Source organism: Sulfuricella sp. T08, from assembly GCF_000971475.1.
Lineage (GTDB): Bacteria > Pseudomonadota > Gammaproteobacteria > Burkholderiales > Sulfuricellaceae > Sulfuricella.
This window is the reverse complement of record NZ_DF967538.1, coordinates 1-14254: the sequence shown is the minus strand read 5'-3', so window position 1 is coordinate 14254 and position 14254 is coordinate 1. Positions and strand designations below refer to the sequence as shown.

16 protein-coding genes are annotated in these 14254 nt (G+C 54.3%); 12 read left to right on the top strand and 4 right to left on the bottom strand.

The window, feature by feature from the left end; translation table 11 throughout:
• The first annotated feature begins 40 nt into the window (after nucleotides 1–40).
• From SCT_RS09160 to SCT_RS09150, 3 genes are read left to right on the top strand one after another with little or no spacing between them, the layout of a single operon-like run.
• Nucleotides 41–1750, top strand: a complete 1710-nt coding sequence (locus SCT_RS09160; protein WP_059421986.1) for a DUF1538 domain-containing protein — start codon at nucleotides 41–43, stop codon at nucleotides 1748–1750.
• Nucleotides 1747–2115 carry a P-II family nitrogen regulator gene (locus tag SCT_RS09155; RefSeq protein WP_059421984.1) on the top strand — a complete coding sequence of 123 codons (369 nt, stop codon included), beginning with the start codon at nucleotides 1747–1749 and terminating at the stop codon, nucleotides 2113–2115. The genes SCT_RS09160 and SCT_RS09155 overlap by 4 nt, the downstream gene beginning before the upstream one ends.
• Nucleotides 2112–2441 (top strand): hypothetical protein, encoded by a 330-nt coding sequence (locus SCT_RS09150; RefSeq protein ID WP_059421982.1) that lies wholly within the window; start codon nucleotides 2112–2114, stop codon nucleotides 2439–2441. The genes SCT_RS09155 and SCT_RS09150 overlap by 4 nt, the downstream gene beginning before the upstream one ends.
• 127 nt (nucleotides 2442–2568) lie before the next feature.
• Here the strand turns inward: SCT_RS09150 and SCT_RS17500 are convergent, their stop codons facing one another.
• Nucleotides 2569–2907 (bottom strand): hypothetical protein, encoded by a 339-nt coding sequence (locus SCT_RS17500; RefSeq protein WP_059421981.1) that lies wholly within the window; start codon nucleotides 2905–2907, stop codon nucleotides 2569–2571.
• On the opposite strand from SCT_RS17500, the gene SCT_RS16775 reads away from it, so the two are divergent.
• The 7 genes from SCT_RS16775 to SCT_RS09110 all read left to right on the top strand — a co-directional run bounded on the left by SCT_RS16775 (nucleotide 2896) and on the right by SCT_RS09110 (nucleotide 8175).
• A complete protein-coding gene (locus SCT_RS16775) occupies nucleotides 2896–3765 on the top strand; it encodes a sodium:proton antiporter (protein ID WP_202812139.1) in 870 nt (289 codons plus the stop codon). The genes SCT_RS17500 and SCT_RS16775 overlap by 12 nt on opposite strands.
• Before the next feature lie 14 nt (nucleotides 3766–3779).
• Complete coding sequence (locus tag SCT_RS09135; RefSeq protein ID WP_059421977.1) at nucleotides 3780–4124, top strand: lipopolysaccharide assembly protein LapA domain-containing protein; 345 nt, start codon at nucleotides 3780–3782, stop codon at nucleotides 4122–4124.
• A gap of 275 nt (nucleotides 4125–4399) precedes the next feature.
• A complete protein-coding gene (locus SCT_RS09130) occupies nucleotides 4400–5101 on the top strand; it encodes a tyrosine-type recombinase/integrase (RefSeq protein WP_082098266.1) in 702 nt (233 codons plus the stop codon).
• A gap of 44 nt (nucleotides 5102–5145) precedes the next feature.
• On the top strand, nucleotides 5146–5883 hold the full coding sequence (locus SCT_RS09125; RefSeq protein ID WP_059421975.1) for a hypothetical protein: 738 nt from the start codon (nucleotides 5146–5148) through the stop codon (nucleotides 5881–5883).
• A gap of 143 nt (nucleotides 5884–6026) precedes the next feature.
• Nucleotides 6027–6416 (top strand): hypothetical protein, encoded by a 390-nt coding sequence (locus tag SCT_RS09120; RefSeq protein WP_059421973.1) that lies wholly within the window; start codon nucleotides 6027–6029, stop codon nucleotides 6414–6416.
• A gap of 262 nt (nucleotides 6417–6678) precedes the next feature.
• Nucleotides 6679–7518, top strand: a complete 840-nt coding sequence (locus tag SCT_RS09115) for a M48 family metallopeptidase (protein ID WP_059421972.1) — start codon at nucleotides 6679–6681, stop codon at nucleotides 7516–7518.
• A 117-nt stretch (nucleotides 7519–7635) separates the two neighbouring features.
• On the top strand, nucleotides 7636–8175 hold the full coding sequence (locus SCT_RS09110; protein ID WP_059421969.1) for a DUF4337 domain-containing protein: 540 nt from the start codon (nucleotides 7636–7638) through the stop codon (nucleotides 8173–8175).
• Nucleotides 8176–8332: 157 nt separating this feature from the next.
• Here the strand turns inward: SCT_RS09110 and SCT_RS09105 are convergent, their stop codons facing one another.
• From SCT_RS09105 to SCT_RS09095, 3 genes are all read right to left on the bottom strand, one after another.
• Nucleotides 8333–8899 carry a YceI family protein gene (locus SCT_RS09105; protein ID WP_059421964.1) on the bottom strand — a complete coding sequence of 189 codons (567 nt, stop codon included), beginning with the start codon at nucleotides 8897–8899 and terminating at the stop codon, nucleotides 8333–8335.
• Nucleotides 8900–8960: 61 nt separating this feature from the next.
• Nucleotides 8961–9602 (bottom strand): cytochrome c, encoded by a 642-nt coding sequence (locus SCT_RS09100; RefSeq protein WP_059421959.1) that lies wholly within the window; start codon nucleotides 9600–9602, stop codon nucleotides 8961–8963.
• 77 nt (nucleotides 9603–9679) lie between these two features.
• Nucleotides 9680–11176: a cytochrome C gene (locus tag SCT_RS09095; protein WP_237759647.1), complete on the bottom strand. Its 1497-nt coding sequence runs from the start codon at nucleotides 11174–11176 to the stop codon at nucleotides 9680–9682.
• A 305-nt stretch (nucleotides 11177–11481) separates the two neighbouring features.
• Here SCT_RS09095 and SCT_RS09090 point away from each other — a divergent pair, with 305 nt between their 5' ends.
• Together SCT_RS09090 and SCT_RS09085 are read left to right on the top strand one after the other, a co-directional pair.
• Entirely contained in the window at nucleotides 11482–12897 is a 1416-nt protein-coding gene (locus SCT_RS09090) for a sensor histidine kinase (RefSeq protein ID WP_059421956.1), read from the top strand.
• Complete coding sequence (locus SCT_RS09085; protein WP_059421952.1) at nucleotides 12890–13540, top strand: response regulator transcription factor; 651 nt, start codon at nucleotides 12890–12892, stop codon at nucleotides 13538–13540. The genes SCT_RS09090 and SCT_RS09085 overlap by 8 nt, the downstream gene beginning before the upstream one ends.
• Nucleotides 13541–14254: the final 714 nt, after the last annotated feature.

Here is a 14254-nt window from a genome sequence, read left to right as displayed (position 1 = left end):
GTGCGATACTTTCACCATCTGTCTCAATCCCGAACCAGCGATGAATACCCGCATCCGTTACGGAGACTATCTCGGCGCCGTCCGGCACCGGCAGCATGCCATCAGCTACAATGTGGTGACGGCACATGCGCCGTTGCGGCGTCGCCTGCGTCTGCGTGCAGTGGATATGTATCGCCTGATCGCACCTTATATCGGTTTGCGTTTTCTGGATCAGATTCAAGCGGTAGTGCCACTGGCCGTGTTCATGGTGCTGTTCCTGCTGGCGGTGCTGAACGTTCAGGTTCAGCAGCCTGCGATAGTGGCCATGGGCCTGTTGTCCATCATGACTGGTTTGATGCTGTTTATGGAAGGGGTGAAGCATGGCCTGATGCCGTTCAGCGAGAACATCGGCTATACCATGCCGGGCCGCTCTTCCCTTCTGACAGTGATGCTGGTGGCTTTTGTGCTGGGTGCCGCGGTAACGCTGGCCGAGCCGGCTATCGGGGCGCTCAAGGCGGCCGGCAGCCTGACCAGCGCGGAAACCGCACCTCATCTTTATAGCCTTCTGCATGACCGGGTGCATTGGCTGGTATTCGCCGTAGCTGTCGGGGTCGGACTCGCCGTGCTGGTCGGCATTCTGCGCTTCTATTTCAACTGGCGCCTGAAAACTATTCTGCTTATCACAGTGCCTCCGTGCCTGATGCTGACGGCATACCTGGCATCCGATCCCAGGCTTGCCCCGATACTCGGATTGGCTTGGGATTGCGGTGCGATCACCGCCGGGCCGGTAACGGTTCCGCTGGTTCTGGCAGTCGGTATCGGTGTTTCCGCGGCAACCGGCCAGGAGGACAACCCGCTTTCGGGCTTTGGCATCGTTACATTGGCCTCCTTGTTCCCGGTGATGGCGGTGATGCTGCTGGGTCTGTTTGTGGAATGGGGGTGGATGGCAAACATCCCACTCGAAGGCCTGATGACAAACGCACCCAGCGAGCATGGACAGCACATGACGCCGTTTGCCCATATTTCCATGGCGTTGCGCGCGATCCTGCCGCTGGTACTGTTCCTGTGGGTGGTGCAGCGTTTCCTGCTGAAGGAAAAGCAGCAGAACCTCAACATTATCGTGTATGGCGTTTCGCTGGCCATTCTCGGCATGGCCCTGTTCTCCATCGGCCAGGATTACGGCCTGACCGCGCTCGGCGCACAGGCCGGTGAACTCTTTCCGGCTTCATTCGCCCGTTTTGAATCCGTACCGGGTTCGCCTTTGTATTCTCATGGTGTCGGCATAGCCCTGACCTTGCTGTTCGCCCTGTTGATGGGTTTTGGCGCAACGCTGGCCGAGCCTGCCCTGAACGCCATGGGCATGAAGGTACAGGAATTGACCGATGGCGCTTTCACCAAAAATACCCTGATCAGGGCAGTCGCCTTCGGGGTAGGTGTCGGTACCGCGATCGGCGTTGCCAAGATCATTTTCGATTTGCCGATTGCCTGGCTATTGTTGCCCGGCTATGTGCTCGCGCTGTTTATGACTCTTCTTTCCGGCGAGGAGCACGTCAACCTTGCCTGGGATAGCGCGGGTGTCACTACCGGGCCAGTGACAGTGCCCCTGGTGCTCGCGCTGGGTGTGGGGCTGGGCAAAGCTGTCGGAGTGCAGGATGGATTTGGTGTCCTAGCGATGGCGTCGATAGGCCCGATCGTCAGCGTGCTGGCGGTAGGATTGTGGATACGCATGAGAACCGCCCTGAACCGGCGGGCCAGGGTGGTGATCGAATGAGCGACGAAATTATAGTATTGACGGATGCCGTGCTGATTACGGCGATTGTTCAGCGCGGCGTGGCCGATGAAGTGGTGCGTGCCGCCCGCAGAGCCGGTGCGCAGGGCGCGACGGTGTTTTATGCCCGCGGCATGGGTGTGCGCCAGCGCCACATGGGCGTTCTCGGCGTGACGGTCAATGCGGAAAAGGAGGTCATCTACATCGTTGCCTCCACCGACCAGGCCGACCACATCTTCGAGCGAATCTTCACCACTGCCAAGCTCGACACCCCCGGCATGGGGATGGCCTACATTACGCCGCTGGAAAAAATGGCCACCCACATCCCGGCCGAACTCATCGAAAAGTTCACCGATTCAGAATCATGAAACCGGGCGCAACCCCTTACAAGGCTATCACCTGTTTCTGCCCGGCCGGGCGTGGGCAGCGCGTGCTTGAGGAACTGCACAAGGAGATGGGCATCAACTGCGCGTTCGTGCATCATGCGCGCGGGATCGGAGTCGGTAATGTCCAGAAAAAGAAGCTTTTCTATATCGAGCGGGAAATCTTCACGGTACTGGTGCCAGTTGATCGCGCAGATGAAATTTTTCGTTTCCTGTATTTCGCCACCGGGATCGATGAGCCCCATGCGGGCATGATCGTCATGGAAAAAACCACTCGGTTGATGCCTATCGTCGAGCCAGTCGAGTTGTAGCAAGAGAAAACCATCAGCCGGTGTGTTTGTTCCTCCACCAGAAAGTCTGGCTTGGTAGTTGTGGCCTGTTCCATAACTTCATACTGACTGGCTCACGCTAAAATAACTCTATAAGGGGATCGATGATTTATTCCGCCATTCTGGTCGCTTCGGTCGTGTCGCTGATCGCTTTTGCTATTGAGCGGTTTAGCCGGGTATCTGGCGTCCCTTCAGTGATCGTCATGATCGCTACCGGGCTTGCTAGCAGGCCTCTGCTCAAGGCTACCGGTCTAGCGCTGGATGGACTCGAATCATTGTTCCTGTCGTTGGTGCCATTGGCCTGGTCCTGATCGTTCTGGAAGGCGCTCTTGATATCGAGTTGCGTCGGGATCGCCTGAGGGCGGCTGCTGGCGCCCACATAATGGTAGGCGCGGGTTTTTTTCTTTGTCTTGCCGTGTTTGCGTCTGTCGCGGTCATGACACTTCATCTGACTCTATTACAGGCTCTGATCCTCGCGGTGCCCTTCGCCGTTATCAGCAGCGCTATCGCTATACCGAGCAGTGATTTTCTTCCTGTTCACGGACGTGAGTTCGTTGTGTATGAAAGTTCGGCATCGGACATCCTGGGGGTGCTGGTGTTCTTTGCCCTGATTAATTCCGATGGCTCGGCTGGCGGCATCCTGCTGGGGCTTGTGGGAGGCGGCGTGATGTCCCTGCTGCTGGCATTGGTCAGCGCAGTTGCGCTGGCTCTCCTGCTGATGCGTATCGATGGCCATATTCGATTTATTCCACTGCTCGCGGGTCTCTTCGGTCTGTATGCCGCAGGCAATTTGCAGCATTTATCTCCGCTCATTCTGGTACTGCTCTTCGGGTTGGCGCTTAACAACCCTACGCTGATTACACGCTTCCGCCCTCTGCAGAGCTGGATGGACCATACCTATGGTGCCACGCTCAAGGAGTTCAAGGTTCTGGTACAGGAACTCACTTTTGCGGTACGCGGGTTCTTTTTTATCCTCCTGGGTTATTGGACCGAATTGTCCGACCTGGCTTCCCTTCGTGCCTGGCTGGCGGCAGCGCTTGTGCTGCTGGTTGTCTACGGTTGGCGTTACGGCATGCTGCGGGTGAGCCGACATTCTCTAGCCAGCTCCCTGACCTGGATTGCTCCTCGCGGCCTGATCACCGTGCTACTATCCCTGCATGCCAAGGAGGTGTTGCCGTTGCCCAGTTTCCTTGGTGGAACCGTCATGCTGGTGGTGCTGGCCTCGTCGGCCTTGGTAGCGGTGGCCCGTTTGCGGCCCGAGAGTGAAAAGACAGCGCTCATGGAAGAACGCGCCAATCAAGTCTGAGATCAGGAGGTGCCATGCAACTAAAGATTATAGCTGCCATATTCGTCGCCATAGCCGGCGTCGTCTTCGCCATGCAAAACAACGTACCGGTGACAGTCAATTTCCTGTTATGGCGTTTCGACAGTTCCCTGGCATTGGTTCTGTTGCTGGCGCTCGCATTGGGAGCGATCATCGTTGCCCTGGTTACGACGCCAGCCACAGTTCGTTTGCAGTGGCAGCTGGGTCGCCAGAAGCGGCGTATCGAAGAGCTTGAACGCACTTGCAGCGATCAGAAAGAGAAACTGTCAGAATCGACGCGACAGCAGAATTTCGTCACTATCGAGCACGAAAAAGAGCCTCCTGCCATCAAGCTTCAGTAAATGGTTTCAGATGCAATTCGGCTAGAAAAGCGCCACTCGAAATGATGCATACGCAACCAGCTGATTGCTTGGTCCAATGATCGGCTAGTATCAGATTGTGAGTGGCCGTAGAGGCGGGAATGTGCCAGGAAAAGTCATTAGCGAATCGTAAACCACGGTCCGTTTACGGCACTTCAGCAGACCTTAATAAAGAGGGTAAATCGGCTAATGGCGCCGTGTAACGACTGCCCAACCCCTGTAAATGAAGTTCCTTTCCAACTTGAAGGAGCTTCATCATGGACGTTAATTCAAACACCACACATGCCCATATTCCCTGGGACAAGGGCAAACTCACCGGCCAAAAACCACCGCTAAAATTAAAGGAGATCTGGGCTATCCGAATCCGCCTTCAATTAACCCGGCAAACACGGGAGTTAGCGTTGTTCAACCTAGCCCTTGATAGCAAGTTGCGTGGATGTGATCTGGTTGCACTTCGGGTGCTGGATATCACCCATGGCAACCAAATCGCACCACGAGCAATTGTCATGCAACGCAAGACTCAGCGACCGGTGCAATTCGAGATCACGGACCAAACACGTGATTCACTATCCTCCTGGATTGCCAAGGCCCAGCTTAAGCCGGATCAGTATCTTTTTTCGAGCCGGGTACATGCCTCGCCACACATCACCACACGGCAATATGCCAGACTAGTCAACAAATGGGTTACCTCGATTGGCTTGGACCCATCGGCGTATGGTACTCACACCATGCGCAGAACAAAAGCGACATTGATTTACCGACGCACCAAGAACCTGCGTGCTGTTCAACTGCTGCTCGGGCATACCAAACTGGAGAGCACCGTTCGGTATCTTGGCATCGAGGTCGATGATGCCTTGGAGATTGCCGAGCAGACGGAAGTATATATTCTTGCTCTAACCAGCGGCCATCTGGATAGGTGGTCGCTAAGGTATCAGAAACGAATCGTCCCCAGTGTATAGAGAGACTTGAATATGCCCAGAAGAGTTCGTGGCACAATAGAACAATGATTCCTTCATCCCCTCGGCGCACTTGGATATTCCTGCTGGTCAGTTCCCTGGCCTTTTATGGACCGGGCCTTTTCGCGCCTGCGGCCTGGGACAAGAACGCGACCTATTTGCTGCTTTACAATCTTTATCAGGGGACACTGGTGATGGCGTGGTTCTGGTACGGGCCAGCTATCTGCCGGGCACTCGTTGTGAAGAAGGTGGTTGTCGGGCCGTTACGTCAAGCTGTGGACTGGGCTCTGTCAGAGCTGCACAAGAGCAAAGGGCATGTCCAACTGGCCGAGATACCAGTCATTCTGGCGGAATATTCAGCCCCGTTCATCGTCACTGCCGGATTGTTGCCTGGACAAAGCCAGGTTTTTATCTCTTCCGCCTTGGCGGAGCAACTTGGGATAAACGGGCTACGCTTTCTCTTGGCGCGTGCCTTGGTGCATAGCCGCTTGGCCCAGCGCCTGGCTGCTCTATTGCCGGTACTGGTGTTGACGGTGGCGTTTCCCGATACGCCCTGGGACGCGATGACTTGGCTCGGCTCGGCTGGATTTCTCGTGTGCTGGCTGGCCATACATTGGTTTTTTGAACTGCGAGCTGATCGTCAAGCTGCTCAAGCCTTGGGGCTCGGGGCAGAAGAGGGGCTGCGGGAAGTTTTGGTGGCCAATGCTTCGCCCGTCGGCTGGCTTTCCTTGCAACCTCCCATCCGCTGGCGTTTGCACATGGTGGCTGTGACCTGCTCCCACTAAACAATGCCACCTGAAATCCAACTGTCCTTGTTACATTTTGTTTCACTTTTCCGCGTTAACCAAAATTTGTATCGGTCGTTAATTGACCTAGCCAATAAGAATTGGTGACAACCACAAATTTCAACCAAACCTGGAGATTCAAAATGCTGAAAAAGTCCTTTTACGCCGCGACGGCATTAGTTGCTTTTGCATTCATGGTTCCCGTTCACGCAGACGATATCAAGCAAGACCGTGCAGACATTCAGAAAGACACCCGAGATATCCGCCAAGATAAGAGTGATTTGGTGAAGGATAAAGCCGATCTACGGAAGGATCTGAAAACTCGTAATGCGGACCGCCAGGAACTAAAGCAGGATTTCAAAGCTGGCGATAAGGCTGACGCCCAAAAAGAGCGGGCGGAATTAAGAAAAGATAATAAAGACATTCAGGCCGATCGCAAAGATCTTCGTAAAGATCGTAAAGAGTTGCATTCGGACAAAATGGATCGCCATCAAGACCGCCGCGAGTTACGTCACGATAAACATCGCAGCTAATCAACGCATGAGTTTCTTCGTCATTATGACGCAAATTTAGCTATCCCCCGGCATGCCGGGGGATTTGGCTTTGAGCCGCTTAAAATTGTTATATGGAGTCATTAACGCCGTCCACCATTCCCTCGAGTACAGCGGTTGCGTCCCGGGCCAGGGAACTCGATGCGCTTTGCCTTGGTTAGTGACCTCAGAAAGCGCGCAAACAAAGCGCTTCCACAAAATGTTCATATAGACATGAGACTTTAGATTTATCAGGAGATAGTAAATGTTAAGCAAAACAATACATGGATTATTATTGGGCTCGATGTTTTTAATGAATGGACTCGCTTTTGCCGATGGTGATCCAACACTCCATCAGGTCTATCAGGCAACTCAGGCGGGCAAGCTGAACGAGGCTCAGGGGATGATGGAAAAGGTCCTGAAGGATCACCCCAATAGCGGCAAGGCACATTTTGTGGAAGCCGAAATTTTGGCAAAACAAGGACGATTAGGGAATGCTGAAGAGGAACTTAACACCGCCGAACGACTCGATCCCGGGCTTTCTTTTGCCAAACCACAGTCTGTACAAGAACTAAAATCAAGAATTGCTGTTTCTCATCAGAGACCGCAGATGATGACCCGCGTTAATGCAGAAACCGCCAGCGGATTCCCGTGGGGTATGCTACTGCTGGGCATCGGTTCTATAGTGGTGATCACCATGGTGATGCGAGCCATAACGTCCCGCAATGCAGTGCAGTCCGTGGGTAACTATCAAATGGGACCGACCGGAGGAACAGGGCAACACTATGCAGGTCAGCCTAATGCAGCCGGTGGCGTCACGTCAATGGCACCCACAGGCGGTGGAATTGGATCAAGCATTGTCTCCGGCCTTGCAACGGGTGTTGCCGTCGGTGCGGGCGTGGTCGCTGGCGAAGCGCTTGCCCATCACTTCATGGACGGGAATCGGAATGGGAATAATGCGCCCATGCCTGTTGCGGATAATTGGGATTCGTCTTCCAATAACATGGGTGGTGCCGATTTTGGCATTGCCGACAACTCCTCTTGGGACGACAACGCAAGCGTTGCCGATAGTATAGATGTTGGTGGTGGGGACGATTGGAGCTAGATATAACAATCCAAGCTCGCGAATTAGCCCTCAGGAAATTGAACCCGGGGTTGCAGTCGAGCCGCCCCATTTTGAGTCGATCGAATATAAACAAGATATGAATCCGAGGGAAATTCCATGGCACAGGAAAAGAAAGAAGCGTGGCTAAACTACTTGGCGCTGACGACTGTGATATTTGCGGTTTGCGCTACGCTCTCCACATTCAAAGGCGGCGGTTTCTCTACCCGTTCTGTGATGAGCCAATCACAAGCCTCCGATCAGTGGGCGTACTATCAAGCAAAGAGCATCAAATCTTACCTCTATCAAATGCAAGCAGATAAGCTGGCCATAGAACAGCTTGCGCTACCGACCTCCGCTCCTGAGAGCGTGGTAACTGCTTATAGGGAAAAAATCGCCGATTACAAAAAGAAGACGGATAAATACGAAATAGAGAAATCCGAAATTCAGGAAAAAGCGAAACAACTCGAAGGCATTCGAGACGAAGCTCAAATACATTCCAGGGCATTTGGTGTGGCAGTCATCTACCTGCAAATTGCCATATTGCTTTCATCAATTGCCGGTCTGTTGAAAAAGAAAGTAGTCTGGTATGGCGGGATTGCAGCCGGCCTGGTCGGGCTGGTGTACTTTGCGGACGGATTTTTTGTTTTCTTGTCATAGGTCATACTGAAAGCGTGACCCAGGTGTAGGGTTCACCCATTGATTTAGTGAAAGGGCCTGATTTTTTGAATTTCCACTCTGGATCTTCGAGGGGCGAAGCAGGCGCGGACAACGCGCCTGTTTCAAATAAAGGTAGTCTCCATGAATCTTGAAGCGCTCAGTTCTTGTAGGCTTCGACCGGGACGTTGATTTTTACTTCGTCGCTAACCGCCGGTATGTATTTGGTCAACCCGAAATCAGAGCGCCTGAGGGTCGCCGTGACATCTCCGGCACACATCGGTTTCTTGCTCACCGGGTTGCTGCCACACTGGAAACCGTTCACCGTAACCCTGAGGGGTTTGGTCACGCCGATCATGGTGAATTGTCCTTCCGCCGCGACAACTTTGTTGCCATCAAAAATCAGTTTGTCTGATTTGAAAGTCATGGTCGGAAATTTCTTCACATTGAACAAACCCTCGCTGGTTAAATGTTTCGCCCAAGCCCCCCAGCCCATATCGAGTGACTCGGTGTAGACCGTAAAGTCGACGCTACCCGTCTTGGCCGTGAAGTCGATCATGACTTTGCCGCTCGTCTTGTTAAAACGGCCGTGTTGCGTCGTGAAACCCAGATGAGTGATTTCGAAAACCGGGGCGGTAAACTCTGAGTCGGTGGTGTAGCTATCGGCAGCGTGAGCTGGCGCGACCAGAGCGGTCATTACTGCGAAAGCGGTTAAATATCTTTTCATGAAAACCTCCGTTGAGGACATCTGTCTTTACCGGCGAGCCGCCGGTAAAGACAGAATCCCGTTATTTGTCGTTGGGAAACGCCTGCAAATAGCTGGCCACGGACTCCATTTCCTCGTGGGAAAGCAGGTGCGCGATTTGTGTCATCGGCGTATTCGGCCTTTCATCCGTTCTCTGAAAAACTTGCAGCTGCTTCACCAGGTAGTCCCGGTGCTGATTCGCCAATCGGGGGAAACTCGCGAGTCCTTCCCCTTTAGGTCCATGGCAAGCCATGCAGGGTGGTGCCTCTTTGGCCGGCAACCCTTTCTCGAATATCTCCTTGCCGGCAGCCATTTGCTGCACGTCGGCGGGAGCGTTGGGCTGCGCAACCTGCTTGGCGAAGTAGTCGGCGAGTCCCTTGATTTGATCGTCGGTGAGATGGTGGCTTAAGCCCCACATATATTCAAAGCCGGCCGGGTCGGAGCGGTGCTGGCTTCTGAAGTTCTGCATCTGTTCGATGATGTAGGCTGGCTGTTGCCCGGCGAGTCGAGGGAAATTCGGCGACACGGAATTGCCGTCAACACCATGACAGTTCGAACAAACCTGGACAGCGGTCACCGCCGGGGGAACATTCGGGTTGGCGAGATCACGCGAGCGCTCGAGGTTGGAGCAGCCAGAACTGGCTGCGGCTAGTCCGACAGCCAATGTTAAAATGATTTTTTTCATCTCGAATCTCCGAAGATTCCGACGTTCATGTCGGGTATGCGGCATAACGATTTCGGGTAATAACTTCAGCAGGGATTTCAATACGCACCCCACACATAGAAAAAGAGCGAATTGTTGTCACTCGCGTTTCTGCCCAAACCATCGTAATTGTCGGTGGCTCCGTTGAATTTGCTATAGGCGGTGTATTGCACGCCGACGCGAGCATATTGCACGGGCATCCAAAACGCTTCATAGGTCAAGCCGCGAGTGGCGGGGTTGCCTGAGAGGTTGGCGTTCACGCGAGAGACAGCGGGGTCGACAACAATCGTCGACGTGGCGTCGTAACCCGAGGTCTGGAGCGCGGTGTTAGTCGTGCCGGTTAGATTGAAGTAGGCCAAACTGCCGCCATATTTCGCCTGATAAACATAAGTTAATTTGCCCCGGAACGTGTTGGTCGTGTCGGAATCGTTGGGATCTGCCAAGAGCGTACTTCCGTCGGCGGCAAAAAAGCCAGAAGGTGACCCAGCTCCGACATTGGCAGCAACAGTATTTGCCGAATAGTTTGTTCTCTGCCTCATATAGGCAACCTGCGCCGTGATCGTATGAGGATCGAGGATATACTGGTATTGAGCATCGAGTCCGGTATTCAATACACGGTAAACGCTGTTTGGATCCGATGTATTTGTGTTGTCGTCGTAGAGGTGTGCGATCATGCCGGAGGTGCCGACCATGATGTTATGTGGGCCCCATTCGTGTGTTAGCGCCAGTCGCCAATAGGGATTGTTGACGCCCTTTAGTTTTGTCCTGCTCGCATCGGTCAAGCCCGCACTCATGGGTGAGAAAATCCCATTTGCCGTCTGGTAAGTGCCTAGTTCCGCATAGACCAACTTGTTCAAATACATATACAGGTTAACGCCAGCGAGATTGCCGCCTGAACCGAAGCCGGGGTATGGGGCGGCCCCATCGATGAACTGGCTGCTGGTTGGGCTGGGCACGGGAACATATTGCATCCAGGCGGCGGCAGTATTCCATGGATCGGAAATAGACGGATTGTTGTTCAGACTCACGCCGAAGATCAGATCTCTGTTCGTATCGATGAACCGATCGGCATAGCGGATGTCAACGTTGTCGGTTCCGGAGTGCCCTGAGTAACCGCCATCTGCATTCTGGACGGCGAAGTTGTCGTAGGTCCACTGTACGAACGCGCCTATGTTGTCGGTGATCTTGCCGCCGAGGAAGAGACTCCCGCCCGAGGCAAGGGCAGTCCCGTTTTTAGAGAAATCCCCTGCCGGATTGTCGCTTTTGGAAGTGTCACGAACCTTCGTGTAAGTGGCGAGCCCCATTACCGACAACGGTACTGAGACGCGGTCGCCGATGGTGTAGCCGGTCAGCTTGAACGACCGACCGTAGGGCGTCAGTTCGGGAAATTGTCCGCCGGCGTGGCAAGCCACGCAGTTCTGCCCGGTTTGTCGCGCGAAAAGCGGGAGCGCCTGCGAATCCACCGGGAATAGCGCCGCCGTTATTCCCAGCAGGCCAAAGACAAGAGCCGCCTTGCGCAAGACGCTACGTTGTATCGTCTTTGTGAATTTATTCATTATCCGCCCTTTCATAAAACAACCATTTCCAACTCAGACCGGTTCACCATCGTTAGAATCAATATGTACGGCCACTACAAATAGTTTGGTATTACTTTGTGGGTGTTGCTATTTTATAGTCACCACTCCAATTCCTTAGGATACAAGTATCCGAAATACTAGACAGCCCCGCAACGGACTATCAGCCTTGATTGAGTCAGACTAAAGTCTTATTTTTATCAGACCATTGGGATAATCGCGATGACGTTCGTCGCGTGTTAAAATGATTTATTCAAGCATTCTCGATTACATACAGAGGGTTTCCGATGTCGTTAGCCACAAAGAAACCCTTCAGCCGCCTGAGTTTTTCGCGCCAGTTCATGCTGGCGATCATCGCGGTCCTCTTGATCGGCATGGCAGTCATCGGAACCTGGCTGGGGCGACAGATCGAAAACAGCGAGGTGGACCGCGCTGCGGCAATCTCGGCGATTTACCTGGAGAGTATCTTCGCGGCGCAACTGCATGACTGGCCAGGCGGGGGAATAGTGGACAACGAGACGCATGCCGTGCTCGACCGGATTTTCGTAAAAGGACCGTTACACCGCGAGGTGCTTCGCTTCAAACTCTGGGACGCAGACGGGCGTATCGTCTACAGCAGCGACGATGCACAAATTGGACTTCGCTTCCCGGTCGGGAAGCAACTTGCCACAGCCTTCGCAGGTACAGTGCAGGCCCGGATCAGCGATCTCGATGAAGCCGACAACCTGCCCGAGCATGTGCGCTGGCCACAACTGCTCGAGGTCTATGTGCCGATCCGTTCTGGCACCCAGGGAGAGATTATTGCGGTCGCCGAGTTCTATCACTCGATGGAGAGCCTGGGGCGCGACATCCGCACCGCCCAGCATCGCAGCTGGCTGCTTGTCACGGTCATCACTCTCGCGATCTACCTGTTGCTGTTCGGTCTGGTGCGTCGCGCCAACGATACCATCCGCGACCAGCAGCGCGACCTGCACCACCAGATACAACAACTGCACTCCTCTCTCGACGAGAACGATCACATGCGCGAACGGTTGCGCGAGGCAGGCGTTAGCACGACCACGCTCAACGAGGAGTTTCTTTTCCGGATCGCCGCCGACCTGCACGACGGACCGGCGCAAGCTATTGCCTTCGCCCTGATGCGCTTCGACGAATTTGCTGCCGCGTGCCGTAGCTGTGGATTGTCACCGGGTGGCGTTAAGCAAGACCTTCACAGCATCCACGGTGCCCTGCAATCCTCGCTTCGGGATGTGCGAAGAATTTCTTCCGGACTGGCGATGCCTGGCATAGCCGATCTCTCGCTCGCCGACACCGCTCGACACGCTGTGCGCAATTTCGAGCACGTGTCCGGGCAAACGGTCAAGACTGAGATCGATGAAGCCCTTGATAAGGCGCCACTTGCAGTCAAGATCACGGTATACCGCCTACTCCAGGAATCGCTTACAAACTGCTGGCGGCACGCGCCCGGAGGCGCACCTCAGGTGCATGTGCAACAGGCTGTGGGACAGGTACTGGTTACGATCACAGACCAGGGTGCCGGTTTCGATCCTCAGGCGGCCGCCACAGCGGGGCGGCTCGGACTGACATTCATGCGCGAGCGCGTCCGGCTGCTCGGGGGTATCTTTGAAATCGATTCCGCTCCCGGACGCGGCACCTGTATCAGCGCCCGGCTCCCTCTATCAACCGATGAAATGATCCATGCCTAGCCCGATCCGTATTCTGCTCGCCGACGACCATCCCCTGTTTCGCGAGGGAGTCGCCCACTCGCTTGGCACAGAACCGGATTTCGAGGTGATCGCCCAGGCAGGCAGCGGTGAGGAGGCGGTGGAACTGGCGAATCGCTTGCATCCCGACATGGTGCTGCTGGATGTCACGATGACCGGAATGGGGGGTATCGCGGCTGCCGGAATGATCGCCACCAGTTTACTGGGAGTGCGCATCATGATGCTCACCGTCTCCGAAAACCGGGAAAATCTAATGGCAGCACTCAAAGCCGGGGCGCATGGCTACGTATTAAAAGGTGTGTCCGCAAGCGAGTTGCGCGCCATCACGCGCCGCGTGGCCAATGGTGAGGCTTACGTCACCCCCGCCCTGGCGGCAGATATGCTAACCGAGTTCTCACGCCCGCTCCCCCTTGCTTCGCATTCCGAACTGACAGAGCGCGAGACCAAAATCCTCAAGCTCCTTAGCCAGGGACTCACCAACAGGGAAATCGGTGAGGCCATGTGCCTTGCGGAAAAGACGGTCAAGCATTACATGACGAGTATCTTGCAAAAACTGCATGTGCGCTCACGCACCGAGGCTGCGTTAATCGCCATGCGGCACGGCGTGTCTGGATGTGGTCAGTAGATATCTGCTGTGTTCCCCGGAATGAGGAAAGAAGATTCACTGAAAACAAATGGCCTTTCACAAGGCATGGAGTAACGTCGCCCCATTTTTTAGCTTACAGAAAATTGTTTAAGGGACCTTGTGTGTATGCTAGTGCGGCACCGGTTACCGGGGGCCTCACTAGCGTCCAGGGGCGCCAGTTGGTCACCCGGCTATGATTGCTTGCTGCCGGTGTTTAAGATAAGTGGCTCGAAGCAGATGACTGCTTTCTCTGAGAACGGGCCATCCATATAGACCGGCCGTTGCGTGCCATGACAATCAAGCCTTCACTCCAAAGCCGCCATTAGTGCGCACCATTCCGTAGGCCGATGGCGTGATGCAACCCTGAAAAGAATGATTCTGAGTCCATTTCGGGATCGGATACCAGTCAGTCTACGCAACTGGGTGGCAACATGTCTTTGCGTTTCTCTGCCAATTCGGCGATTGCACTGAATCTGTCAATTAGGCCGTTTTTTGCAAAATGATCAATGATAGACAAAGGAATCAGGGTGTCCGGTTCCCACAATCCCTTAAACTTGATCGTGCTGCCATGTTGATTCGGTTCGATATCCCAGGTTCCCTGAAATGTCTTCGAATCACCCTGAATCGCCCCGCTCCACTAGACACTTTCGAGCCGGTTGAAATACTTCTTTTCGAACTCTACCGGAGAATCGCCATCGGTGTAACTGTGACGGC